Source organism: Chryseobacterium sp. KLBC 52 (assembly GCF_003347605.1).
Classification (GTDB): Bacteria; Bacteroidota; Bacteroidia; order Flavobacteriales; family Weeksellaceae; genus Chryseobacterium.
This window is the reverse complement of the sequence record NZ_QDFZ01000006.1, coordinates 126,700-151,991: the sequence shown is the minus strand read 5'-3', so window position 1 is coordinate 151,991 and position 25,292 is coordinate 126,700. Positions and strand designations below refer to the sequence as shown.

The 25,292-nt window shown below is 35.8% G+C and carries 24 protein-coding genes and 1 other RNA gene; 14 read left to right on the top strand and 11 right to left on the bottom strand.

Annotated features, from left to right (window positions below; translation table 11 throughout):
* The first annotated feature begins 9 nt into the window (after positions 1-9).
* Entirely contained in the window at positions 10-552 is a 543-nt protein-coding gene (gene rimM, locus DDF69_RS08255; RefSeq protein ID WP_062673923.1) for a ribosome maturation factor RimM, read from the top strand.
* Positions 553-647: 95 nt separating this feature from the next.
* Here the strand turns inward: rimM and DDF69_RS08250 are convergent, their stop codons facing one another.
* The 4 genes from DDF69_RS08250 to DDF69_RS08235 form a co-directional block, all read right to left on the bottom strand.
* Positions 648-1,562: a helix-turn-helix domain-containing protein gene (locus DDF69_RS08250; RefSeq protein WP_114820368.1), complete on the bottom strand. Its 915-nt coding sequence runs from the start codon at positions 1,560-1,562 to the stop codon at positions 648-650.
* 166 nt (positions 1,563-1,728) lie between these two features.
* Positions 1,729-2,568: an SDR family NAD(P)-dependent oxidoreductase gene (locus DDF69_RS08245; protein ID WP_114820367.1), complete on the bottom strand. Its 840-nt coding sequence runs from the start codon at positions 2,566-2,568 to the stop codon at positions 1,729-1,731.
* A 194-nt stretch (positions 2,569-2,762) separates the two neighbouring features.
* A complete protein-coding gene (locus tag DDF69_RS08240; protein ID WP_114820366.1) occupies positions 2,763-3,194 on the bottom strand; it encodes a helix-turn-helix transcriptional regulator in 432 nt (143 codons plus the stop codon).
* Positions 3,195-3,218: 24 nt separating this feature from the next.
* Complete coding sequence (locus DDF69_RS08235) at positions 3,219-4,292, bottom strand: helix-turn-helix domain-containing protein (RefSeq protein ID WP_228411945.1); 1,074 nt, start codon at positions 4,290-4,292, stop codon at positions 3,219-3,221.
* 156 nt (positions 4,293-4,448) lie between these two features.
* Between DDF69_RS08235 and DDF69_RS08230 the strand changes: the two genes are divergently transcribed.
* The 6 genes from DDF69_RS08230 (at position 4,449) to rpoN (ending at position 11,911) form a co-directional block, all read left to right on the top strand.
* A complete protein-coding gene (locus tag DDF69_RS08230; RefSeq protein ID WP_114820364.1) occupies positions 4,449-5,087 on the top strand; it encodes a hypothetical protein in 639 nt (212 codons plus the stop codon).
* On the top strand, positions 5,084-5,548 hold the full coding sequence (locus DDF69_RS08225) for a hypothetical protein (RefSeq protein WP_114820363.1): 465 nt from the start codon (positions 5,084-5,086) through the stop codon (positions 5,546-5,548). The genes DDF69_RS08230 and DDF69_RS08225 overlap by 4 nt, the downstream gene beginning before the upstream one ends.
* Before the next feature lie 28 nt (positions 5,549-5,576).
* Positions 5,577-6,218, top strand: a complete 642-nt coding sequence (locus DDF69_RS08220) for a hypothetical protein (RefSeq protein ID WP_114820362.1) — start codon at positions 5,577-5,579, stop codon at positions 6,216-6,218.
* A gap of 154 nt (positions 6,219-6,372) precedes the next feature.
* On the top strand, positions 6,373-8,115 hold the full coding sequence (locus DDF69_RS08215; RefSeq protein WP_114820361.1) for a helix-turn-helix domain-containing protein: 1,743 nt from the start codon (positions 6,373-6,375) through the stop codon (positions 8,113-8,115).
* 724 nt (positions 8,116-8,839) lie between these two features.
* Positions 8,840-10,288, top strand: coding sequence for an asparagine--tRNA ligase (gene asnS / locus DDF69_RS08210; RefSeq protein ID WP_114820360.1), 1,449 nt, complete (start codon positions 8,840-8,842; stop codon positions 10,286-10,288).
* Positions 10,289-10,447: 159 nt separating this feature from the next.
* A complete protein-coding gene (rpoN, locus tag DDF69_RS08205) occupies positions 10,448-11,911 on the top strand; it encodes an RNA polymerase factor sigma-54 (RefSeq protein ID WP_114820359.1) in 1,464 nt (487 codons plus the stop codon).
* A 92-nt stretch (positions 11,912-12,003) separates the two neighbouring features.
* Here the strand turns inward: rpoN and DDF69_RS08200 are convergent, their stop codons facing one another.
* From DDF69_RS08200 to DDF69_RS08190, 3 genes are read right to left on the bottom strand one after another with little or no spacing between them, the layout of a single operon-like run.
* Positions 12,004-13,629: an AMP-binding protein gene (locus DDF69_RS08200; RefSeq protein WP_114820358.1), complete on the bottom strand. Its 1,626-nt coding sequence runs from the start codon at positions 13,627-13,629 to the stop codon at positions 12,004-12,006.
* 58 nt (positions 13,630-13,687) lie between these two features.
* On the bottom strand, positions 13,688-14,362 hold the full coding sequence (locus DDF69_RS08195; protein WP_114820357.1) for a beta-carotene 15,15'-monooxygenase: 675 nt from the start codon (positions 14,360-14,362) through the stop codon (positions 13,688-13,690).
* Positions 14,355-14,846 carry an RNA polymerase sigma factor gene (locus tag DDF69_RS08190; RefSeq protein ID WP_114820356.1) on the bottom strand — a complete coding sequence of 164 codons (492 nt, stop codon included), beginning with the start codon at positions 14,844-14,846 and terminating at the stop codon, positions 14,355-14,357. The genes DDF69_RS08195 and DDF69_RS08190 overlap by 8 nt, the downstream gene beginning before the upstream one ends.
* 178 nt (positions 14,847-15,024) lie before the next feature.
* Here DDF69_RS08190 and rnpB point away from each other — a divergent pair.
* Positions 15,025-15,348, top strand: an RNA gene (gene rnpB, locus DDF69_RS08185) — RNase P RNA component class A.
* A gap of 79 nt (positions 15,349-15,427) precedes the next feature.
* On the opposite strand, the gene DDF69_RS08180 is transcribed toward rnpB, so the two are convergent.
* Positions 15,428-16,297, bottom strand: coding sequence for a polyphosphate kinase 2 family protein (locus DDF69_RS08180; protein ID WP_114820355.1), 870 nt, complete (start codon positions 16,295-16,297; stop codon positions 15,428-15,430).
* A 255-nt stretch (positions 16,298-16,552) separates the two neighbouring features.
* On the bottom strand, positions 16,553-17,017 hold the full coding sequence (locus DDF69_RS08175; RefSeq protein WP_034699021.1) for a DUF1573 domain-containing protein: 465 nt from the start codon (positions 17,015-17,017) through the stop codon (positions 16,553-16,555).
* A gap of 128 nt (positions 17,018-17,145) precedes the next feature.
* Between DDF69_RS08175 and DDF69_RS08170 the strand changes: the two genes are divergently transcribed.
* The 6 genes from DDF69_RS08170 (at position 17,146) to DDF69_RS08145 (ending at position 23,824) form a co-directional block, all read left to right on the top strand.
* Positions 17,146-19,761: a valine--tRNA ligase gene (locus DDF69_RS08170; RefSeq protein WP_114820354.1), complete on the top strand. Its 2,616-nt coding sequence runs from the start codon at positions 17,146-17,148 to the stop codon at positions 19,759-19,761.
* A gap of 86 nt (positions 19,762-19,847) precedes the next feature.
* Positions 19,848-20,483 carry a DUF4241 domain-containing protein gene (locus DDF69_RS08165; RefSeq protein ID WP_114820353.1) on the top strand — a complete coding sequence of 212 codons (636 nt, stop codon included), beginning with the start codon at positions 19,848-19,850 and terminating at the stop codon, positions 20,481-20,483.
* Positions 20,484-20,550: 67 nt separating this feature from the next.
* Entirely contained in the window at positions 20,551-21,441 is an 891-nt protein-coding gene (locus DDF69_RS08160) for a ribokinase (protein WP_114820352.1), read from the top strand.
* 91 nt (positions 21,442-21,532) lie between these two features.
* The gene (locus DDF69_RS08155) at positions 21,533-22,378 is read left to right on the top strand and encodes an alpha/beta fold hydrolase (protein WP_114820351.1); all 846 of its coding nucleotides are present in this window, start codon (positions 21,533-21,535) and stop codon (positions 22,376-22,378) included.
* Positions 22,375-23,019: an HD domain-containing protein gene (locus DDF69_RS08150; RefSeq protein ID WP_114820350.1), complete on the top strand. Its 645-nt coding sequence runs from the start codon at positions 22,375-22,377 to the stop codon at positions 23,017-23,019. Before DDF69_RS08155 ends, DDF69_RS08150 begins: the two co-directional genes overlap by 4 nt.
* A gap of 211 nt (positions 23,020-23,230) precedes the next feature.
* Complete coding sequence (locus DDF69_RS08145; protein ID WP_114820349.1) at positions 23,231-23,824, top strand: hypothetical protein; 594 nt, start codon at positions 23,231-23,233, stop codon at positions 23,822-23,824.
* A 44-nt stretch (positions 23,825-23,868) separates the two neighbouring features.
* Here the strand turns inward: DDF69_RS08145 and DDF69_RS08140 are convergent, their stop codons facing one another.
* A complete protein-coding gene (locus DDF69_RS08140; RefSeq protein WP_114820348.1) occupies positions 23,869-24,099 on the bottom strand; it encodes a hypothetical protein in 231 nt (76 codons plus the stop codon).
* A gap of 142 nt (positions 24,100-24,241) precedes the next feature.
* Positions 24,242-25,132 (bottom strand): DUF72 domain-containing protein, encoded by an 891-nt coding sequence (locus tag DDF69_RS08135; protein WP_114820472.1) that lies wholly within the window; start codon positions 25,130-25,132, stop codon positions 24,242-24,244.
* Positions 25,133-25,292 lie beyond the last annotated feature (160 nt).

The following is a 25,292-nucleotide window of genomic DNA, read 5'->3' as shown; positions in this document are numbered from 1 at the left end:
AACCCTGTTATGCGTAAAGAAGATTGCTATTTTTTAGGAAAAATCACACGCAGACACGGACTTGCGGGTAACGTGATCCTTAAATTGGATACCGATCAACCCGAGCTTTACAATAAATTGGAATCAATATTCGTTGAAATCAACGGATTATTGGTTCCATTTTTTATTGAAAAATCATCATGGAGCAAACTGGATGCTCTGAATCTTGCATTCAAAAACTCTTCTGAAGCGATGGTAGATCAGGTGCTGGGTAAAAGTGTTTACCTTCCGCTTGCTTCACTGCCTAAACTTTCAGGAAAACAATTCTATTACCACGAAATCATCGGATTTGAAATTTTTGACCAGAATGACAACAACTGTGGCGTGATCAGATCCGTAAACGATCAGACAGCACAGGTGTATTTCATTACCAATCTGGATGGAAAAGAAGTGGTGATTCCTATGATCAAAGACTGGATTCTTGCAGTTGACAGGGAAGAAAGAACCATCAAAATGGAACTTCCTGAAGGTCTTATTGATGTATTTCTGGTTCCTTCGAAAAAAGACGAATAGTTTTGCAATAAGCAACTTCGTCACTTACTTTATTATTATCCTTAAACTACTTTATTAACCCATTCTCTTTTCAAAGAATTGAGGGGATTTATTTCCTAATTAAACATTTTTCTGAATTCACCCGGAGACTGACTGGTTTTTTGTTTAAAAAGTTTGCTGAAAGACTGTGGATGCTCAAATCCCAGCTCATAAGCAATTTCACTGACAGACAAACTGGTGGTGCTTAAACGTTCTTTTGCTGCATCAATTAATTTATTCTGAATATGCTGCTGTGTATTTTGCCGGGTGTGAAGACGTAAAAGCGTTCCAAGATAATTAGGTGAAATATTCATCTGCTCGGCAATACATTTCACTGTGGGAATTCCGTTTTCAAGGAGATTTCCGCTTTCGAAATATTGGGAAAGGATGTCTTCGAATTTGTACAATAACTCGTGACTTGATTTTTTTCTGGTGAAAAACTGCCTTTCATAAAAACGGTCGGAGTACACCAGTAATAATTCAATCTGGGCAATAATCAGTTCCTGTGTGAATCTATCGGTATTGTTCTGGTATTCCCGTTCAATGTTTTTAAAAATGTCAACAAGGATTTTTTCTTCTTTATCAGAAAGGAAAAGAGCTTCTTTCACCTGATAGCTGAAGAAATCATACGATTTTATTTTTTTGGTTAATGAAGTATTCCACAGAAAATCGGGATGAATCAGTAATAAAAATCCGGTAGGTTCTACTTCTACATCCGGGTTGATTTCAAGACTTAAATATTGCTGCGGCGAAACAAAACACAGTACTCCTGAATTAAAATCATATTGCTGCTGTCCATAATTGAACTTTGGTGTAACATTCTTTTTTAAACCAATGGAATAAAAATTCTGGATCCACTTCAGCTCCTCGTGATCTACAATATAACGGACTTTGCTGTAATCTACCAAACTGATCAGCGGATGCTCAGGATTGGGAAGACCACAGAAAGCATGAAAATCTGAAATAGAATTAAAACGAACGGGCTGTTTCATAGAACGAAGTTAGTTGTTTTTGTAAAAAGTATAACATATTGATTCAAAAAGTCTTCGACTCCGGCCAGGCCGGCTTTCCTAAAATTTTATACTTTATTCATATATATAAATTAAATAGTAAGTATTAGGAATGTCATCCTGAGCGGAACCGAAGGCTATTAGCAGATTAAATTGCTGTAGAAACAGTAAGGCTTTCCCATTTCTCAGCATCTTTCTTTAAAATATCAATTTTGTTATTCAGAAATTCAATCGTTCCTACCCCTAATAATAAATGTACCGGAGGATTTTTCTCTTTACTGATCTGGATCAGAACATCAGCTGCTTTTTCCGGATCATTAGGCTGGTTTCCATTGATTTCGTTAAGGTGCGCCTGTTCCGAATTTCTTGCTGCTTCATAAGCCTGAATAGGATTGGCAGGTGTTTTCACAGAATCTTTGGTTAAGAAATCGGTGCGGAAATATCCGGGATAAACAACCGTAGCATGTACTCCGAAGTCTTTTACTTCTTCAGCCAGTGCTTCCGTAAATCCGGCCACAGCAAATTTTGTAGAACAATAGATTCCCCAGCCTGGAAAATTAGCAGAATAGCCGCCCACAGAAGAAATATTAAATATATTTCCAGATCTTTGCTCACGAAGATAAGGCATCGCGTTTCTGATGACATTTAAGGTTCCGAAAACATTCACTGCATAATTTTCTCTTGCCTCTTCATCGGTAAGTTCTTCCAGCGTTCCGATTTGTCCATAACCTGCATTGTTGACCACCACATCAATTCGTCCGAAATGATGAACTGTTTTTTCAATGGCAGATTTGATATCGTTATTATCTGTGATGTTGACGCTGAGCGGAAGAAAGTTTTCTGAAGTTTCTCCGATGGTGGAGATCAGGGATTCAACGGTACGGCTTGTCGCAGCAACCTGAAATCCTTCGGATAGTAATTTTTTTACCAATTCGAATCCTAAGCCTTTTGAAGCTCCTGTCACGAACCATACTTTTTTTGTTTCCATTTTTAAATATTTTTTTGTTTAAATGATGGTACAAAGATGGAAACTTACGAAAAGGGAAATGTATCCAAATCGGGGAATGATGTATCCAAATCGTGAATGGTACTATTTAACCTGTGTCATTCTGAATGAAATGCAATGTAATGAAGAATCTCAAACAATTGATGAATAAATCCCTCTTTAATTTCAAACAAGTTTCAATGATTTTTCAGAAGATTCCTGTATTTCAGCGGTGTAATTCCTATATTTTCTTTAAAACATCTGATAAAATGGCTCTGATCTGAAAAACCACATTCCATGGCAATATCCGTTAAAGAATGGGATGAAGGGAGAAGTTCAAGAGATTTATTGAGTTTTAATTTTCTGAGATATTCACCCAGATTACAGTGGAAATATTTGTGAAAATCTCTGCTGAGATGAATAGGATGGATGTTCAGGGTTTTGGAAAGTTCTGTAAGATTAAGGGTTTCTGTAAAACTTTCATGCAGAATTTCATTGATCTGACCTACCCATAAAGGTTTTCTTTCTATGCTTTCTTTTTGATGGGTTAGCTGGCTGAAAAGATGCAGCAATAGTTGATTAAAAGCCAGTTCAAATGAAATATTATCACCTTTGGTTTCTTTGAACATCTGGTAAATCGTTACGAAGAGTATTCATGATAAATTCTGTTTTAATCGGTCAATCTGTTCATACATTTTATTAAAAAACATTTTCCTTTCTCTGTTCCCGGATTCATTCAGTGATCTGGAATTTTTGATTTGATGCTCAAAATAGCTCAAAGAATCTTCACACGTTATTTTATCATTGGTCATCATATATCCGAACATGCTGAAAGGTACAAAAAAGGAACATTGTTCTTCATTTTTGAATAGAATAGCATTGTTTAAAATGACTAAATCATTCACATAGATTTGGAAATTACTTTTTTCCAGTGTTTTAATTTCCAGTCGTTCCAGTAACTTTCTCAGGTCTTCCAGAATAAGATCTGCATCATTTTTCTTTAATAAACCCATTTCATAATAGAACGAAATTTGTCTCAACGCACTCATAATGGTGGTGTCATTCCATATTTCTGTTACGTTTTGTTTGTCGTAAAGGTCTTTCAGCATTTCATTTTTTACAGAATGATATTCCATCGTGAATTCATGAAACGGACTTAAAAACTTATCCTGGTTCAACAGATTCATCCAGACATAAAACTTAAAACGGGACAGAACTGAATCTGAAATGGTATAAAAAAACGGGATATCCTTTGCAGAATAAAATACTTTGGAATTGTTGATATTCTGAAAAACATTCAAAATCTTCAAGGAGTTCTCGAAATAGTTTAAAAGATCCTCCGTGGTTTTTACAGGTTGTGTTCTCTTGACTACTAATTGATTTTCTGTTCCCAGAAACTGATCCAGTGAGATCTGATAGTATTTGGCGAGCTCCAGAGCTTCCTCAAAACTGAACTTGGCTTTCATGGAAGTCCTTCTGTGAGCCGCATCATAACTGATATTAAGAATATTAGCAATCTCATCATTTAAAGATTTTTCCCCGATTTTTCTTCGGATTTCCTTCAATAAAGCTTCCTGGTGCATAGTTTTGTGATTTTCACAAATGTAGTATTTTTTGTGGAAAGAGTTTTTGATTTTAGAAGGCTGGAAGCTTGAAGCTGGCAGAAGGGAAGTATCGGAGGTCGAAAGAATCAATACCAATTTAGAAGTAATTGAAATTATAATCACTATTGATTACTGAAAGTAACCTGCAGGCTCCTTCTTGCGGCTTCCAACCCGCATTTTGTGATTTTCGCAAACAGGATGTTTTTTTTAATTTTTTTTCACATTCGGAACTGAGTCTTCTGCTGATAATTTTGAACTGTAATTTTAAAATAACGAGTTATGAAAACACGAATTTTATTAACAGCAGTTCTTTTAGTCAATAGCCTGGCTTATGTATCAGACAATCTAAAAGCAGATTCTTTGAAACCAAGACTGATTGCCGCTTCACCCTCAAAGAATGTCAAAAATGTCAATGGAGTTTTATTTAAATATTATGATGAAGAAGATCATTTTAAGCCCAAAAAAGTAAATGGCTTAGGCATGGGATTCAATGTTGTGGGCATTTTTCTTCCACCATTGATGCTTTTCACTTTACAGCCACCAGCAAACCATGATTATGTTATTGTTCCCCGTGAAAAGATGAATACCATTAATGGGCTGCAGTTGTCAATCATCAATATGGAACCCACAGTTACCAATGGTTTGGAGATCAATATTTCAAGTAATGTCAACACCTATGCCGTGACTAACGGAATGTCTGTTTCTCCATTTTTTAATCTGCATCACGAGATGAAAGGGGTTTCTGTAGCGCCATTGGCCAATATCGGGCAGAAATGCAGAGGAATACAGATCGGTTTGTACAATCAATGTAAAGATTTCAGAGGAATCCAGATTGGTGGATGGAATGAGAACGGAAGAAGGAAACTGCCTTTAATCAACTGGAATTTTAAGAAACAAAAAGTAAATAAGGCGTTATGAAAAAGTTTACTGTAGTCACCACAGTATTTCTTTGTGGCTTTCTGAAAGCTCAGTTTGAAGAAATCAAAGAGAAAAAATGGCTGGTTATTCTTGCCAGTACCAGAATTGAAGGAACTTCAATGGATAACAAAGCATTTTGGTCAATAGGAACAAAACTGACTGATGGGGATAAAAATTACTACGGCTTAAGAGGTCACTTTAACTGGTGGGACGAAAGAAGGCTGCTGGTAATTCCTGAGTTTGATTATTTCAGAAAAGTGGTTTCGTTCCGGGATGGTGCAGAAGTATCCTCTTTATATGCGGGCGCAGGAGTTTCACCTTATGCGGTTTCACCCAAAGCAGGAATCAATTTCTACCATTTCTTTTGTGCAGAATTCGGGTACAACTTCGAATATAATACCTATAAACCATTCCCCGTTAAGGGATTTCGTTTCGGAATAGGAATTAACCTTGTTTTTTAATGATTTTAAACCAATAAATAATTCAACCATGAAAAATTATAAGCTTATAGTATTTTTATTCCTGTTTTCAGTACGTATTTTTTCACAGAATACTACGAATGATACAGTGAATACCCAAACAGAAGAACCTTTTGATTATAAAAAATATTATGACTGTGATTTCGGAGAAGAAAATGTTTTAATTGTCATCAAGAAAGGAAATGAATTTACAGACCTTAAAGATTTAAGAAAATCCGGGAAAGGTTTTGCCATTAAAATGGAAGCCATCTACAGTATGGAATTTGCAGATGGCCAGAGATATGAATCAAATGTGGTGAAAGCTATTACACAAGATAGTATTTCGATTACGAATTTTTTCAATGAGAATGCTGCGAAGTTTGCAGGAAAGCCTTTTAAGTTAATTACTTATCCTCTGTCATCTTTAAAATATGTCCGTTTTATTAATGATCGTATGTTGTCTCTGTACAATAAAAAAAATATTCAGAAGAATTTTGATCTGATTGTGAAAAAAATGGATCACGCTAAAATGTGTCCTGCAGTTCTTCAGTTTAAAGAAAGGAATGGAGAAATGAAGGTATGTCATTTTTATCTGACCTCTCAGGGATATGATCTTCTGTATGAAAGCAATGGAAGAGTGTACTATCTGGAAGGTAGAGTAGAATGGAAATGATATTTGCAAAAGTATAATTTTCAGTATGTATTCACATTTTGTTGAATTATTATAGCGTGTTTTAATGAAAATATGGATGAATACATGGAAAAAAGCAAAAGGAGTGGTGTATCTACTGAAGAAAAATAATATTTTTGTAATATAGCTAGGATGAATGATGAAAATAAAATCTTTACTACTGTTTTTGATTATAGGGGTTGTGTTTTATCATGCACAAACCCTTAATACTACAAAAAAATCTCTGAAAGAACGGACTTATGAGGAATTGGAAAAAGAATTCTACAACAGTCCTGCGGGAGAAGGAAACAGTAAAAGTATTGCAGATTATTATCTTAAAAAGGCAAAAGCTGAAAAAAACACCACTCAGATTGCTGAAGGATATGTAATGCTTCATTTTGCAGAAGACTTACCCAACGCATTAAAATGCTTAGACAGCTTACAGTACATCACAAAAAATTCCAAAGAAAATACCTATCCGGCGAGAATTTATCTGCTGAGAGGAAATTTATACTCCAAGAATGACAATCTTCAATCTGCATTCAATAATTATATCCTTGGACTGAAATATGCAAAAGAAAAAGGAAATAAGAGGCAGATTGCTATGGCTCATATCAGTATTGCCTACCTGAACAATTATATAGGAAAACATGCAGAGACAGCAAAAGTACTGAGACACTATGCTTATGATACAGATGATATGAATGAGGATGAGAAAAATTCTCTTAAACTGAATCTGGCAGATGCTTATATAGAGATCAATAAAATGGATTCTGCTTATGTCTTGATAAAAGACGGGCTGATGGATTCTAAAAAGAATAATGATGTTTACCGCTATCATCAGAATCTTGGACTGCTTGGGTATTATCATCTGCATTCCGGAAATTATCAAAAAGCGATCGATGGCTTATCGGAATGCGAAAAATATTTCTTTACAAATCATAATGGAAGTAAGAGAAACCAGAATTATACACTTTTGTATTTAGGAAAATCCTATGCCGGACTTCAGGAAAAAGACAAAGCTGTGGACTTTTTCAAGAAGATAGATTCTCTGGTTCTGAAAACAGACTATATCTATCCGGAGCTGAGAGATGTATATACCTATCTTATTGATTATTATAAAGAAAACGGGGATAAGGAAAAACAGCTGTATTATGTAGAGCGTTTTTTAAAAGTAGATCAGGTGCTGGACATGCAGTTCAGATATATTTCCAGAGAACTTCCCAGAAGGTATGATACTCCGGAACTTCAGCAGGAAAAAGAAAGCATTACCAATGAGCTTACCAAAAGAAAGAGCCTTTTTTATATAGTATTAAGTCTTTTGTTGATTTCACATTTATTATTTATCAACGTTTATTTTAAATATAAAAAATCTGAAAAGAACTATAAAAAGATCGCCCAGGATCTTATTCAGTCTGTAAATGAAAAAGCGATAGAAAAAAACAGAGATCGGCAAGTTCGAAATGACATTTTATCAGAACCTCTTCAAATGGAAAATACAGAAAATTCCGAAGACAAAACATCCAGAACGATTTCTGAAGATATTGCCCGGAATATTTTACATGAACTTGAAATATTTGAAACCAAAGATCAGTTTTTGAATAAAGGAATTACATTGGGAAGTCTTGCCAAAAAAATAAAAACAAACTCAAAATATCTGTCAGAAATTATCAATACCTACAAAGGGAAAAACTTTGCAACGTATCTTAATGATCTCCGCATTGATTATGCTATCAGCAGATTGGCCAATGACAAAAAATTCAGATCTTATAAAATTCCATTTATCGCTGAAGAATTAGGATATAATAATGAACAGGCCTTCACTTTAGCCTTCAAAAAACGAACCGGAACACCACTTTCTATCTACCTGAAAGAAATTGAAAACATGTCTTTGGATTAGGTTTAATTTATTGGTTATCATATTGTTATTATTTATAGATTCATGATTTTAGGTATATAAATTTATGAATCTATAAACCATTCTCTTGTGTCATTCTTCCGCTTCCTGCATCTTTGCTTCAGGTAAAAACACAACCATTTTATTTTGTATGTGCACAATACAAGATATCAGTTCCAAAATGTTGATCATTTAAAAAATCAAGTCAGGAATTGTATCATAAAAACTAATAACCAAGAAAACTAAAACGTAAATCATGTAGTAATTGTTCAGAATTTAGAGATGTAAAGTGTAGTGATCATTTAAAAATCATTAACAGTAAATCCGGTTAATCCGCCACACAGTTTAAAAGTATAGTATAGTCTAAAAATGGATGTATAACCTGGTAATTTACCACGAACGTATCACATAAAAACTAATAACCATTTCAATAACTAATTCCATGAAAACTCAGAGTAAAATAATATTTTATTCTTTTTAAAAGTGATAGTGTAAGTGAGTTTATTTCCGGGGGTATCCCGGATATTATTGAAGTTCAGGATAATATTGAGTGGAAATGTAACCTGAAAATGCAGAAGAGTTGGCAGAAGAAAAAAGGTAAATTTCCTGAACTGAAAGTTTAAATACCTGTTAAATGATTTTTAAACACAGCGCAATCATTAAGTTGCGCTGTTTTTTTGTAACTTTGCAGACATTAATTTTTATATAAAAAATTTATCATCAACAAATGAAAAAGCAAACGATCAAAGAAATCCTAAAGGATTACAAGAAAGTATTACATCATGACATTACAGTTTACGGATGGGTAAGATCCTTCCGTGCTAATCGCTTTATTGCGCTTAATGATGGTTCTACGATTAATAATTTGCAGATAGTTGTTGATTTCGAAAATTTTGATGAAGCTATTCTTAAGAATATCAGTACAGCTTCTTCCCTGAAAGTAGTAGGAGAAGTGGTAGAAAGCCAGGGAGCAGGACAATCTGTGGAAATTATTGCCAAAAAGATCATCATTTTAGGAGATAACTTTACAGAAGAACTTCAGAGTACAATTCTTCAGCCTAAGAAACACAGTCTTGAGAAACTCCGTGAGCAGGCTCACTTAAGATTCAGAACAAACCTTTTTGGTGCAGTGTTCAGAGTGCGTCACGCAGTAAGTTTTGCCGTTCATTCATTCTTCAACCAGAATCAGTTTTTCTATATCAACACACCGGTCATTACAGGAGCAGATGCGGAAGGTGCAGGTGAAATGTTTGGAGTAACCAACTTTGATCTGAATAATATGCCAAAAACTGAAGAAGGTGAAATTGATTTTGCACAGGATTTCTTCGGTAAGAAAACCAACCTTACCGTTTCAGGACAGTTGGAAGGAGAAACTGCCGCGATGGGATTGGGAAGAATTTATACATTCGGACCTACTTTCCGTGCTGAAAATTCAAACACGACAAGACACCTTGCCGAGTTCTGGATGATTGAGCCTGAAGTGGCATTCAACAACCTTGAAGATAACATCGACCTTGCGGAAGATTTCTTAAAATATGTGATCCAGTACGTATTGGATAACTGCAAAGATGACCTGGAGTTCTTAGACAACCGTTTTGCAGAAGAACAAAAGACAAAACCTGAGAAAGAAAGAGCAAAAGAAGGTCTTATCGAAAAGCTTCAGAATGTGGTAGCAAAACGTTTCAAGCGTGTAAGCTATACTGAAGCCATCGAAATCTTATTGAACTCTAAAGAAAATAAAAAAGGAAAATTTGCTTACCCGGTTGAAAAATGGGGAACTGACCTTCAGTCTGAGCACGAGAGATACCTTGTTGAAAAACATTTTGAAAGCCCGGTAGTATTATTTGACTATCCGAAAGAAATCAAAGCTTTCTATATGAAACTGAACGATGACAACAAAACCGTAGCAGCTATGGATGTTCTTTTCCCTGGTATCGGTGAGATCATCGGTGGATCAGAGAGAGAAGCAAGATTAGATGTTTTAAAACAAAAAATGGCAGATATGCATGTAGATGAGCACGAACTTTGGTGGTACCTTGATACCAGAAAATTCGGTTCTGTACCGCATGCAGGCTTTGGTTTAGGATTGGAAAGATTAGTTCTTTTCGTAACAGGAATGACGAATATCAGAGATGTAATTCCCTTCCCTAGAACACCGAAAAGTGCTGAATTCTAGAACAATAAAAAAAGCCTTAATCACAAGTTAAGGCTTTTTTTATTATTTAATAGTTTATTATATTAGGATAAGTAATGCAAAAATCATGCTAAATGTGTTTTTTATCAAATAAATTTATTAAATTCGTAGAATATGTTATGTTAAAACGTAAATAGGAATATGCTTAAACAACACTTACAACTCAAATTAGGACAGAAGCTGGCCCCTCAGCAGATCCAGTTGATGAAGCTTATTCAGCTTCATACTCTTGAATTTGAAGAGGAGTTGGAAAGAGAGTTAGAAGAAAACCCAGCTTTGGAAATTGCGAAAGAAGATTCTAAGGAAGATGACTATTCTTCCCTTGAAGACGCTTATCAGGATGAGGGTACAGAAAGCATTGAAACAGATTTCGACGTCAATGAATATATCTATGACGATGAACCAAGCTATAAAACCGCATCCAGCAACTACTCTCCGGATGATGAAGAATTTGATAACGAGAGTCTTTTAACGGAAGGCCAGTCCTTATATGATTATCTTACAGAACAGATCCATCTGGTGAATATCAGTGATGAAGATCTGAAGATTGCAGAATATCTTATCGGGAACTTAGATACAGACGGATATCTGAGAAGAGAAATCAAATCTATTGTTGATGATCTTGCTTTCTCACAAGGAATCTACACCACTAAAGAAAGAGTGGAAGATATCCTTGAAAATTATGTTCAGAAACTGGACCCTCCAGGAGTAGGAGCAAGAGGTCTGCAGGAATGTCTGTTACTACAGATTGAAAAGAAAGTAAGCTCAGATAAAGCAGTTTCTCTGGCTGCCAATATTTTAAGACATCAGTTTGAAGCTTTAACCAATAAGCATTACAACAAGATCATTCAGAAGTATGATATTGAAGAAGATGATCTGAAAGATGCCCTGGATGAAATATCAAAATTATCTCCTAAAGTGGGAGGAAACTTTGATACGCAGACAATTACCATTAATCAGGAGATTATTCCGGACTTTGTTATTCAGGTGAAAGACGGCCAGGTAATTCCTATGCTGAACAGCAAGAATGCGCCTACGCTAAGAGTTTCTGAAGAATATAAAGATATTCTGACAACGTATTCTCATGATAAAAATTCATCAGAACACAAGCAGGCTGCTTTATTTATCAAACAAAAACTGGACGCTGCAAAATGGTATATTGATGCCATTAATCAACGTCAGAATACCTTATTACAGACGATTACAGCCATCGTAAAATTTCAGAAGGATTATTTCATCACCGGTGACGAAAAGTCTCTGAAACCAATGATTCTGAAGGATGTTGCAGATATTACAGGTTTTGATATCTCTACCATTTCAAGGGTGGTAAAAAGTAAATATGCAGATACACCTAATGGAATCGTATATCTTAAAGATCTGTTCTCAGACAGTTTAACAAATGACGATGGAGAAGAAGTTTCTACTAAAGAGATCAAAACCCATCTTCAGGAAGTGATCAGTAAAGAAAATAAGAGAAAACCTCTTACAGATGATGCATTAGTAGTCATTCTGAAAGAGCAGGGTTATAATATTGCCAGAAGAACGATTGCAAAATATCGTGAACAGCTCAATATTCCTGTCGCGAGGTTAAGAAAAGAACTTTAACAATATAAAAAAGCATTTCAATTTGAAATGCTTTTTGTTTTATCATAAGTAAAAATGGGATAGCTATTTATCATTTTACTTTTTGTAAGTTATTAGCTCAGTTTTACATTTTCCAGCCCCAGCTCCTTCATAGAAATTTCCCGCATTTCAACCTTTCTTATTTTTCCTGAAATGGTCATTGGAAATTCATCTACAAATTTCCAGTATTTCGGAACTTTATAATGGGCAATTCTTCCTTTACAGTATTCCTGCAGCTCTTCAGCAGTGATGGTAAATCCTTTTCTCACTTTTACCCATGCCATTACTTCTTCCCCGAATTTTTCGCTGGGAACACCAATGATCTGAACATCAAGGATGTTGGTATATGTATATAAAAAATCTTCAATTTCCTTAGGGGAAATATTTTCTCCGCCACGAATGATGAGGTCTTTTATCCTTCCAGAAATGGTAATATAGCCGTCTTTATCCATCACGGCCATATCTCCGGTATGCATCCAGCGGGCATCATCCAGTACTTTCCTGGTATTTTCAGGATCATTCCAGTATTTCAGCATAACGGAATATCCTCTGGTGCAAAGTTCGCCATGCTCCCCACGTTTTAAAATTCTGCCACTTTCATCAATGATTTTTATCTCAAGATGATCCTGAACAGTTCCTACTGTGCTGACCTGCTTTTCCAGCGGTGTTCCTATTAAGGTCTGAGTAGATACAGGTGAAGTTTCTGTCATTCCATAGCAGATACTCATTTCTTTAATATTCATCAGGCTTTCTACTTTCTTCATGATTTCGGGAGGACATACAGAGCCCGCCATAACACCGGTTCTTAAGCTTGAAAAATCATAGGTGTCAAAATCTTTTACGGCCAGTTCAGCAATAAACATAGTAGGTACTCCATATAAAGAAGTACATTTTTCATCTGAAACAGCTTTTAAAGTAATCTCCGGATCAAAACTGTCATTCGGAATTACCATACAGGCTCCGTGAGCTGTGCAGCACATATTTCCGATGACCATCCCAAAGCAGTGGTAAAAGGGTACAGGAATGCAGACGCGGTCTTTCTCAGTATATTTTAATCTGATACCAATAAAATAACCATTATTGAGAATATTATGATGGGAAAGGGTAACTCCTTTCGGAAAGCCGGTGGTTCCGGAAGTATATTGAATATTAACCGGATCGTCAAACTGTACATGCTCTTCAAAACTGTGAAGCACTTCATCTGAAATTTCCTGTCCGTTATTCACAAACTCTTCCCAGTTTTCATCAAAGAATATTTCATGATCAAGGGTTGGACATACTTCTTTTGCATATTCAACCATTTCTTTATAATTACTGGTTTTAAAACTTAAAGAGGAAAAAATAAAGCGAACTTCCGACTGATTGAGTACATAGGTCAGTTCGTGAGTTCTATAGGCCGGATTGATATTCACTAAAATAGTTCCTATCCTTGCAGTGGCATACTGCAAAAGTACCCATTCATAGCGGTTGGAAGACCAGATTCCGATTCTGTCGCCTGCTTTTGCTCCTAAAAATAATAAAGCTTTTGCAACAGCTGTTGTTTGATTGTAAAATTCCTGATAAGTAGCTCTGTAATCCTGATGAACGCAGACTAATGCTTCCTGATGGGGATATTTTTCGACAGTACTTTTAAGATTGGCTCCGATGGTCTGGCCTAATAATGGAACCTCAGAAGTTCCATACACATAAGATAAGGGCATAGTTTAAGATTTGGTGGAATAAAATTAACAATTATATCCCGAATTATGCCTATGTATATTAATTTTCGTGAGAATCTATTTCTTTAAGCTGCTTCAGGTTTTTATCAAGCTTTCTGATAATAGTACCATATACCAGCCTGTAATAAAACCAGATCATAGAGATTGCAAGCAGCGTGCTTACGGTAATTCCAACAATAATAATAGTGAGACTCGAACTGCTGGGCTGTATATTCTGAGAATCTAATATATATAATATAAAAGCGATCAGGACAAAAGTGAAAAGCAAAAGCAATACAATGCTGATCAGAATAAAGGCATTCACCGTTCTTTTGAATTTGATGATCCGTGTGATAAGCCCTTTCAGATTTTCCTCAATCTTTATTTTCCGGTAATTCTGATAAAATTTCAAGACAAAATAAGCTGTAATCAGTAAACTTAAAATTTTGATCGCCAGATAGACATGACCGAAGTTGTTTTCTATTTCAGGAGCTTCCTGTGCCCCTAATCTTGTCAGCATTTTACGAAAACTTTCCGACTCTTCCTCCTGAAAAAAGTAGAACAACCCAAATACAGAAAAGAAAAGGAACTCAATAACGCTGATCCAGAAAATATACTTCACATAGTTACGCGATTTTCTATTCAACATCTGAAGAATCTCCTTGTTGTCATATTTTGGCTGAACAGGCTGTTCCTGCCATGTTTTCTTAAAGCTATCTAAATCAAATTCAGGCATATTTTTCCATCTGTTCTTTAAGGGTTTTCTTTAATCTGTTCATTTTTACACGTGCATTAACTTCAGTGATTCCGAGGTTTTCTGCGATGTCTTTGTAAGGCAGATCGTCAAGATACATCATGACTATGGCTCTTTCTACATTAGGAAGAGTCTTGATTACCGTATACAAAAGTGATACCTGCTGCTGTTTTTCATCGTCATCTTCCACAAAATCCTTTTGGTTGATGTCCAGCTCATTCGTAGGAAGGCTTTTGCTTTTTTTTCTAAAGAGGGTAATGGCTGTATTGAGCGCTACACGGTACATCCATGTGGAAATTTTGGAGTTTCCTTTGAAAGAATCATAACTTCTCCAGAGCTGTAACACGATTTCCTGGAAAAGATCCTCTTCATCTTCCAGAGAATTGGTGTACAAGCGCGATACTTTAATAATCAATCCCTGATTATCTTTGATAAGCTGCGCAAATTCTTTTTCTCTGGAATCCATAGATATATAATGACACGAAGATAATAATAAAGTGGTAATTGGTGAAAATTATAATTAAAAATTACAAAACATTAAATATGTCTTCTGTACATTGTAAGATGAGTAACGGTTAAATGTACTCATTAGCTATTGGGGTGTTTTACCTTTTTACCACAAAATTTGTGTACCTTTGCCACCGCGAGAAAATCGGCTTGTTGATTCTTGTTTCGGCAAGGGTAGGAAAGTCCGGACACCACAGAGCAGCAAAGCGGATAACATCCGTCACCCGTGAGGGTAGGACAAGTGCAACAGAAAGCAGGTACAGTTCGGCTGTAGTGAAACCAGGTAAACTCTTTGCGGTGCAATGATAAGTATATCGGTTCTTTTCAGTAATGAAAATAGGGGCGGCTCGTCCTGAAAGCCGAGGGGTAATCAGCTCAAGTATTGCAGCAATGTAATACGTAGATAAATAACAGGCGCTTCTTCGGAAGTACAAAATCCGGCTTATAGATTTTCTCGTGATTTTTTAATGCTGGAAGTTAAAGGCTTGAAGAGGGAAGTTTTTACATCTCCATCTTCAAACCTTTACCTTCCAACTTTATTTATTCACTTTCCAACTGTTTTTTAGATTCCTGTAATTCCTGTCTGTCCTTGTCGGAAAGAGTAGGATATTTGAGATTCATTTTCTCCAGAGTATCAATAATGATCTGAATAGCTGCTACTCTTGCAAACCACTTACTGTCTGCAGGAAGCACATACCATGGTGCGTAATCTTTTGAGGTTTCATTGATAGCAGTTTCATACGCCTCCATATATTGATCGAATAACGCTCTTTCCGGGAGATCTCCCGCTGAGAATTTCCAGTTTTTTTCCTGTTCATCAATTCTGTCCAGTAGTCTTTTTTTCTGCTCATCCTTAGAGACATGTAAAAAAATCTTCACAACAGTGGTTCCGTTTTGGGAAAGATGTTTTTCGAAATTACGAATACTTTCATACCTGTTTTCCCAGAATTTAGCATCAAAATCTTTGACGGAAGACCATGTTTTTTCGCTTAAATTATATTCAGGATGTACTTTGCAAACCAGAACACTTTCATAATGAGAACGGTTGAAAATTCCAATCATACCTTTCTGTGGTAAGGCAAGATAATGCCTCCATAAAAAATCATGAGAATATTCTTTGGAACTTGGGGTTTTAAAACTGGTTACATTGCAGCCCTGAGGATTCACACCTCCGAAAACATGCTCTATCATGCTGTCTTTTCCTGCTGCATCCATAGCCTGCAATACAACCAGCAAAGACTGGCTTCCGTCCGCATATAATTTTTCCTGCAACTCACGAAGTTTTTCTTTCTCCTGAATCAGCATTTGCTCTCCTTCTTCTTTCGTGAGCTTGCCTTTATAAGCAGTTGAAGTTTTTTTTATTGAAAATTTTCCACTTACCTTAAAGTTATCTGAGAAATCGGTGTCCATATTTTTTTTATTTAAAGATAAAAGTAAAAAGATAAAAGTGAAGATGTTATTAAAATTCAATAGGGGTGGGCTTTAGCCCAGCCATTTTAAAGATAAATAAATCCGAAGGCTTCAGCCAAAACCTAAATAATATATTCGATAAACGTCAATACATTTACTGCCACCTATTACCTATCATCTGCCACCTAATCAAACATAAATGTAATAAAAAAACCGCCTCATTGGAGACGGTTCTTTTATTTTTTTGAGTAGAGATTACTTCGCAGCAGCCTTTTTTGCAAGTTTTGCCGCTTTTTTCTCAGCTTTAGCAGCTTCTTTCTGTTCAGCAGGAGTCAATACTTTTGGCTCAGGAGCGTTAGCATCTACGTTACCTTTGATGTAGATTACGCTTCTGCTGTTTGCAGGATCGTTAGAGAAAACCTCAATCATTTTGTTGAAAGGTCCAGGGATCGCTGTATTGTATCCAACTTTGATCTTAGCAGACTTTCCAGGCATGATAGGATCTTGGCTGAATTCAGGAGTCGTACATCCGCAAGAAGGTTTTACATTTGAAAGAATCAAAGGCTTATCACCAGAATTCGTTACTGTAAAAAATCTTGTACCATCAGCGCTAGGCTTAATAGTACCATAATCGAAAGTAGTTTTATCAAATGTAATTGTTTGTGCAGATGCCAGAGCAAATGTCCCGAATAGTGCAATTCCTGCAATTAATTTTTTCATATTCTTGAATGTTAATACGTTTGTTAGATAAATTTTGTGAAACAAAGTTAAAAATTATTTTAATTCATGCTTAAAAATTTTTTTCTTTAGACTATTTTTGCAAATTGCAAGCCAAAGAAATAGAATTTATGCAGATTTCAGAAAAGTACAATCCACAGGAAACAGAACAAAAATGGTACAGTTACTGGTTGGAAAACAAATTTTTCCACTCAGAACCTAATGACAAACCGCCATATACGATAGTCATTCCTCCGCCTAACGTGACGGGGATACTACACATGGGGCATATGTTGAACAATACCCTTCAAGATGTTCTGGTCCGTCGTGCAAGAATGCGCGGATTTAATGCTTGTTGGATTCCGGGAACAGATCACGCTTCAATTGCTACTGAAGCTAAAGTTGTTGCTAAACTGAAGTCTGAAGGAGTCAACAAGTCAGATATTACCCGTGAGGAGTTTTTAACCCACGCATGGGATTGGACCAATAAATATGGAGGAACTATCCTGGAACAGCTGAAAAAGCTGGGATGTTCATGTGATTGGGACAGAACCCGTTTCACCATGGAAGATAAACTTTCTCAGCAGGTTATCAAAAGTTTTGTAGACCTTTATAATAAAGGACTCATCTACAGAGGCTATAGAATGGTGAACTGGGATCCGGAAGCGAAAACCAATATCTCTGACGAAGAGGTAATCTTTAAAGAGCAAAACGGAAAATTATATTTCCTTAAATATAAGATTGAAGGTTCAGAAGAATTCCTTTCAGTAGCTACTACACGTCCCGAAACTATTTTTGGGGATACAGCGGTATGTATCAATCCGAATGACGAAAGATATGCGCACCTGAAAGGTAAAAATGTAATTGTACCGATCGTTGACAGAGTAATCCCGATCATTGAAGATGAGTATGTGGATATTGAATTCGGAACCGGAGCTTTGAAAATTACTCCTGCTCACGATATCAATGACTACGAAATCGGACAAAAACATCAGTTAAAGATGATTGATGCTTTGGATGATGACGGAAATCTTAATGAGCATGGTTTACATTACGCAGGGAAAAACAGATTTGACGTAAGAAAGCAGATTGCTAAAGAACTTGAAGAAAAAGATCTTTTGTTGAAAGCAGAAGATTACGTAAATAAAGTAGGAACTTCCGAGAGAACAGGCGCTGTTATTGAACCTAAAGTTTCAGTACAATGGTTCCTTAAAATGTCTGAAATTGCTAAGCCAGCTTTGGATGTAGTAATGGATGATGAGGTTAAGTTTTATCCTGAAAAATTTAAAAATACCTACAAGCACTGGATGGAGAACATCCGCGACTGGAATATTTCCCGTCAGCTTTGGTGGGGACAGCAGATTCCAGCGTATTACTATGGAGATGGAGAGAATGATTTTGTAGTAGCTGAAACTAAAGATGAAGCTTTAGAGCTGGCAAAACAAAGAACAGGAAATTCAGATCTGACTGTAGAAAACCTTAGACAAGACGACGATGCATTGGATACATGGTTCTCATCATGGTTATGGCCAATGTCTGTATTTGACGGATTACTTGATCCTGAAAATAAAGATATCAACTATTACTATCCAACCTCTGATCTGGTTACAGGTCCGGATATTATTTTCTTCTGGGTTGCCAGAATGATTATGGCCGGATTGGAGTACAGAAAAGAAGTTCCGTTTAAGAATGTTTATTTTACAGGAATTGTAAGAGATAAGCAGAGAAGAAAGATGTCAAAATCTCTTGGAAACTCTCCAGACCCTCTTGAATTAATGGATAAATATGGAGCAGATGGAGTACGTGTAGGAATTCTATTGAGTTCTGCTGCAGGTAATGACCTTCTTTTTGATGAAGATTTAATGCTTCAGGGAAGAAACTTCATGACGAAGATCTGGAATGCATTCCGTCTGATCAATATGTGGAATCATGAAGATAAGCCAGCTATTGCAACCGATAACCAGGCAATTGAGTGGTTTGAAAACAAGCTTAATAAAACAATTGCTGAAATTAATGATCAATTCGAGAAATTCAGAATTTCTGACGCACTGCATTTGATCTATAAATTAATTTGGGATGATTTTTGTGGTTGGTATCTTGAAGCGATTAAACCTAACTATGGAGAAGGAATTTCTAAAGAAGTTTATAATAAAACGATCTACTTCTTTGAGGAGCTGATGAAGTTACTTCATCCGTTCATGCCTTTCCTGACAGAAGAACTATGGCAGACAATCTCAGAAAGAAGTATTGATGAGGCTTTAGTAATAGCTCAGCAAAAAGAAGCAGGAGCATTTGACGAGGCAATTATTAAAAACTTTGAAACGGCAGCAGAGCTGATTTCAGGAGTTAGAAACTACCGTCAGACCAAAGGAATTTCACCAAGAGAAGCCGCTGAGGTATATACCAATGCTGCTGAATTTGCCAATGAAGCTGTAGTAAGAAAACTGGCTAATATTTCTGAAATTCATTTTGGACAGAAAACAGATAAACCAAGCTTTACCTTCCTGGTAGGAGCTACTGAAGTTTCTATCCCGCTAAGTGAAAACTTAGATTTAGGAGAAGAAAAAGCTAAAACTGAAGAAGAAGTAAAATATTTAAAAGGATTCTTAGTTTCAGTAGAAAAGAAGCTTTCCAATGAGAAGTTTGTTGCCAATGCTAAGCCGGAAGTTGTAGAAGGTGAACGTAAGAAGCAAAAAGACGCTCAGGATAAGATTGCAATCCTTGAAGAGAAACTGAAAAGTTTATAAAATATAGACAATAAATTTTGTCAAAATCTCAGGCTGGATACACATGAACAATTGTATCCAGCCTGATGGTTTAAAGAATAAATACAATGACACATATAGAAAACATACAAAAACTATTCTCGAAAGACTTTGTAGAAAGTCCGTTGCTGGAAAGTTTTGAAGTAGGAAAGATCTATCTTTCAAGCGGGAAACTGGTTGCCTGTGATCCTTTGATTACGAATGATATGCTTCCTTTTACTACAGAATTTCCGAAAGGAGATTTCTCAGTAATGCTTCACAAAGAAAGAGATAGCAACTGTGTAGCCTATGCTGAAATTATATTCAACCATTCTGAAATTAAAGAATGGAAAATGGCTACCACAGCGGGACAGAACATAAAAGACCTTGAAGAAGGAGAGGTTTTCGGCTATCCTGTGGAAAGTGGGATGGGATGTCTGATGGATGTTGATACCCAAAACAGCCTTAATGAGCTGGAACAAAGATTATACGAAAATAAAGGAGGTGACTTTATGGGAATCTATGAAGAATTTTTCCATGATTATTTCTTCGATGAAAACGGAGCAATAGACCAATACGCCTTTCTTAAACCGGCAAAAGAACATCCCGGAACTATATTTGCTTTTGAAACCGGATATGGAGAAGGATTCTATGCCAGCTATATCGCTTATGATAAAGATCAACAACCCGTGAAAATAATTACTGAATTTATTGAGATAAGTTAATTTTAAATTAGTTATTTTTGAGACACAATTTTGTCAGTTATAAATTTTAAAGCTAATACAAAACACAATGAATTTCTCATCAGAACAACCTCGTATTATTGTTGTGGGCAGCTCATCGATAGATTTGGTTCTTGAAACCGAAAAACTTCCTTTGCCTAATGAAACCGTCTTAGCTATCAAATCGGATAGTTACTTTGGAGGTAAAGGGGCTAATCAGTCAGTAGGTACGGCCAGGTTGGGAGCAAGTGTATACTTTATCGGATGCGTTGGGATGGATCCTCTTGGGCAACAGATCATGAGGAATCTGGTAAGCGAAAATGTAAATGTAGGATTTGTTCATGAAACAGATAAAGAAGCTACAGGAACTGCTTATGTAACAACTTCTCATGGAAATGCTGCGATTGTGGTAGTACCCGCTGCCAATAAATACCTTAGCAAATCGCATATAGACGAAGCAGAGAAATATTTCAATACCACCGATCTTGTGCTGGTACAGCTTGAAGTTTCTATGGATGTTGTGGAACATACCGTTAGGAAAGCTAAGAAATACGGAAAGAAAGTAGGATTATACGCGTCTCCTGCAATGAGAGTCAACGAAGAGATTTTGGAAATGGTTGATTTTATTGTGGCTAAAAGTAATGAACTGTACGTTATTTTTGGAGAAGAGAAAAGGGAAGAAGTTCTTAAAAAATATTTCAATAAAGTATTTGTACGAGATGATACCAATTCTACCATTTATTTTGATGGAACAGAAATGAAATATTACCGAAACGATAAGGACGAAAAAGTATATAAAATGGGGATGGGTGATGCCTTTACATCAGGGTTTGCCATTGCATTATGCCATGGGAATTCTATTGAAGAATGTGTGAAATTCGGAAATGAAGTTTCATCAAGAGTTTCCGGAGGTAAAGGATCTCAGACAGGACTGCCGAGAATTTCGGATTTCTTTTCTTAAAGCTATTTGCAACATATCAAAAGTTTAAAACTTAACATAAACATATAAGTAAAATGTCCACTTTTATAGTGGATTTTTTCTTTTTTATAGTATGGAAAAACTAATATTCACCACCGAAGACCATATCACTCTCGTTGCCCATTTATTTACGCCGGAAAGAGATAATGGAAAACTATTACTGATCAATTCAGCAACAGGGGTAAAGCAGCAGGTATACTTTTCTTTTGCCAGCTACTTTTGTGAACAGGGATTTACAGTTATTACCTATGATTACAGAGGAATAGGACTCTCCAAACCGAAAAATATGAGAGGATTTCAGGGCTCTATGAGGCTTTGGGGTTCGAAAGATTATAAAGCGATAACTCAATATATCAAATCAGAATTTAAAGACCATAAAAAGTACTGTTTGGGGCATTCTGTAGGTGCACTCATTCTCGGAATGAATGAAGATTCCAATATCTTTGAAGAATTTGTTTTTGTAGGAACACAAAATGCCTTTGTAGGAAACCTTAAAGGAAGAACAAAAGTTGAAGCGTATTTAGGCTTTGGAATCGCTCAGCCATTAACAACCTCATTGCTAGGATATTTCCCTGCCCATTGGTTTGGATTGGGAGAAAGTCTTCCAAAAAATTGCGCATATGACTGGAGAACCTTAATTTTAAACAAGAAATCAACCAACAGGCTGTTGGAAAAAATTGACGACTTTTCTAAAAATTTGACACAGAAAGTATTTGTAATCCGGGCTGAAGATGATATATGGCTTACAGAAAAAGGAGTATTGAGCTTATTAAATAATACCTATTCAAATCTTAAACCGACTTACAGGTTGGTCGCTGCTTCAGAATCAGATAAAAATGAAATCGGGCATATCAATTTTTTTAGAAGTTACAACAGCAAACTATGGGATATTATTTTAAATGAACTGATAGATAAATGAAAAGTACGATTGACAACACAGTAGCATTTGTAAAAGAAAAATTAGAAGGAGCAGAAGCCGGGCATGACTGGTTCCATATTGAAAGAGTCTGGAAACTGGCCGCTCAGATAGCCGAAACAGAAGATTGTGACAAAGAGGTAGTAGAATTGTCTGCACTTCTTCATGACATTGCAGATCCTAAATTTCATAACGGAGATGAAACCATTGCTCCTAAAATATCCAGAACATTTCTTGAAGAACAGAATGTTTCCGAAGAAATCATTCAGAAGGTTTTATTTGTAATCGAAAATATTTCGTTCAAAAACAGAGATCAGGCACCGCAGAATCCACCTATTGAACTTCAGATTGTTCAGGATGCGGACCGTATTGATGCCATAGGAGCTATAGGAATTGCCAGAACATTCAATTTTGGAGGTTTTAAAAATAATCTGATGCATCATCCGGATATACAACCCAAACTGGGAATGTCAAAAGAAGAGTATAAAAAATCTAATGGGACAACGATCAATCATTTCTATGAAAAGTTACTGCTTCTGAAAGATATGATGAATACTGAAAAAGGAAAAAAAATGGCCGAAGAAAGACATAATTATATGCTGAATTTCCTCGACCAGTTTTATAAAGAATGGAATGTAGATTAGAGCCAACAATTGGAATGAATTAAATCTGATACTGCTTGTCAAAAATTAACTATCCTAACGAATATTGTATATAACATTATTTGTTAGGATATTTTTTACCCGATCAGTTCAAAGGGAAATAAATATAGAAAACCATTTTTTAAGGCTGGTTAAAATTAAAAATTGGCCTCGAACATGGATAAAATAGAGATAAGAAGTATCTTTGTAAAATATGACACTCATTATTTTTATCATATTTCTGGCTTGTGTCCTTTCGTTGGTCCTGTTTAAGGTTAAATCAGGAAGTATGGCCAAGTGGGCAAAGCTGTTTCGTATTGTAACAGTTGTTTTTTCAATTTCCGTTTTTACGTACTGGTTTATCAAGAAAAGTGCTGTGGCATTTGTGGATAATTCTGTGGGACTTCAGGTGATTAATAAACTTCCGCAGGCATTGGATTTTTACTTAATCAAAGTAGATAAAACAGATCAGAATACTACCCTTGAGCCTAAACATATCGGCAAAATACGTCCGGAATATTACAGAATAGAATACCTGAAAATGGATAAGTCTGATGAATACTGGATTGCAGGCTATCTTGGAAAGAAAAACCTGGTCTATTTTTCTCAACATTCTGTACCTAATAAAAATATCGATCAGATTGTAGAAGTACAGAACTACATCAATCAAAGTATGAAGCTGTCTGATGCGGCCAAAAAGCAGGTAGACGCTTATAATTATGAGAATACTAAACTGGGAATCTGGATTACGCTGGACTTTCTGCTTCTGTTTCTCAATCTTGTATTGCTGCTTAGAAGGAATAAATAAAAAAGGTAATGAGTATTGGAAACTCATTACCTTTTTAGTTTCTGTTAAGGATAATCCAGAATCTGCATAATCTGTTCCTTAAATTCTTCAGGACAGGCTTTAATAAGTTTATCCTTATTTTGTTTGCTTATTTCTTTGGGTTCAAGCCATTCGCTCTTATTGGAATTCAAACTGTGGTTATCATATACTCTTTTTATGGTACGATTTTCATAAAAAATATAGTCATCACCACGCCAGTTGGTAGCAATGCTGATTGTACAAATTTCCTTTTCCATGATTTATGTTTTAAAGCATAATGTTGAGTGAAATACATTATACTCTAAGATACGAATTTTTTCTTTACAGAAAGGCATTCATCAGGGGATAAGAGATCTGCTGAAATGAGCTTGTTTAATTTTATCTCAGTATTCCTTTATACTAAAAGAGTGTTCCTGTATTTTCTGTGGCCATTTGCGGAATATGAATATCTGTTTTCCATTCTTCATTCATCTTCCTGATAAAATAAGCAGATAGTAAAGGAGAGGCTTTTTCAATATTCTGGTGTACGAAGAAGTAAAGATTCTGAAGACCTTCTTTCTTCCATTGGGTAAGGTGTTTCAACCAATCATCCAGTCTTTCGTAGTCACTTTCTGCGTTGGCTCCTACATAACGGATAAATGCATTAGGAGTAGTAAGACGCATATGAAGCATATCTCTTCTTCCGGCAGTATCTACTATGATATTGGTGATATTATGGGCTTCAAAAAGATCACAGGTTGTATTAAGAATTTCCTCATCGGTAAACCATTCCGTATTTCGGAGCTCGATGGCTAACGGAACTTCTTTAGGCCATTCTTTTACGAATTTTTCCAGCCTGTCATAATCTTTAGGTTTAAAATTATCGTGAAGCTGAAGGAAGGCCATTCCCAATTTCTCATCAAAATTGATAATAGCAGAAGCAAAATGAGTTACGGGATCAGTCACATCAATAAGCCTTCTGAAATGGGAAACAGTATTGGTGATCTTTGGGAAGAATTTAAAATTTTCCGGAGTTTTTTCTTTCCAGGTTTTTACCTGATCTGGAGTGGGCATTCCATAGAAAGTAGCATTCAGTTCAATAGAATTAAACTGAGTAGCGTAATAAGTCAGTTCATCTTTAGTTCCTTTAGGATAGAATCCCTTAAGGTCTGTTTTATTCCATTTGGCACATCCGATAGAAATGTTTTCCAGCCCTTTTTTATTGAGGGCCAGTATTTCTTTCGTTTTAGGATGGTCTTTAGGTAATGTGAAATCTATTTTTGAAGGATCTTCTACTTGTCCGAATTTCATATCTGTAGTTTTGGTATTAAACAATAAACACAAATATAAACCAAAAATCTCAGAGCATTTCATGATTTCTGCGGAAACTACTTCAACAGAAAATGATTGCATATGACAAGGTTTAAGAAATTAAAAACCTTTTGGAATACTTGCAAAACAGAGCCTTTTA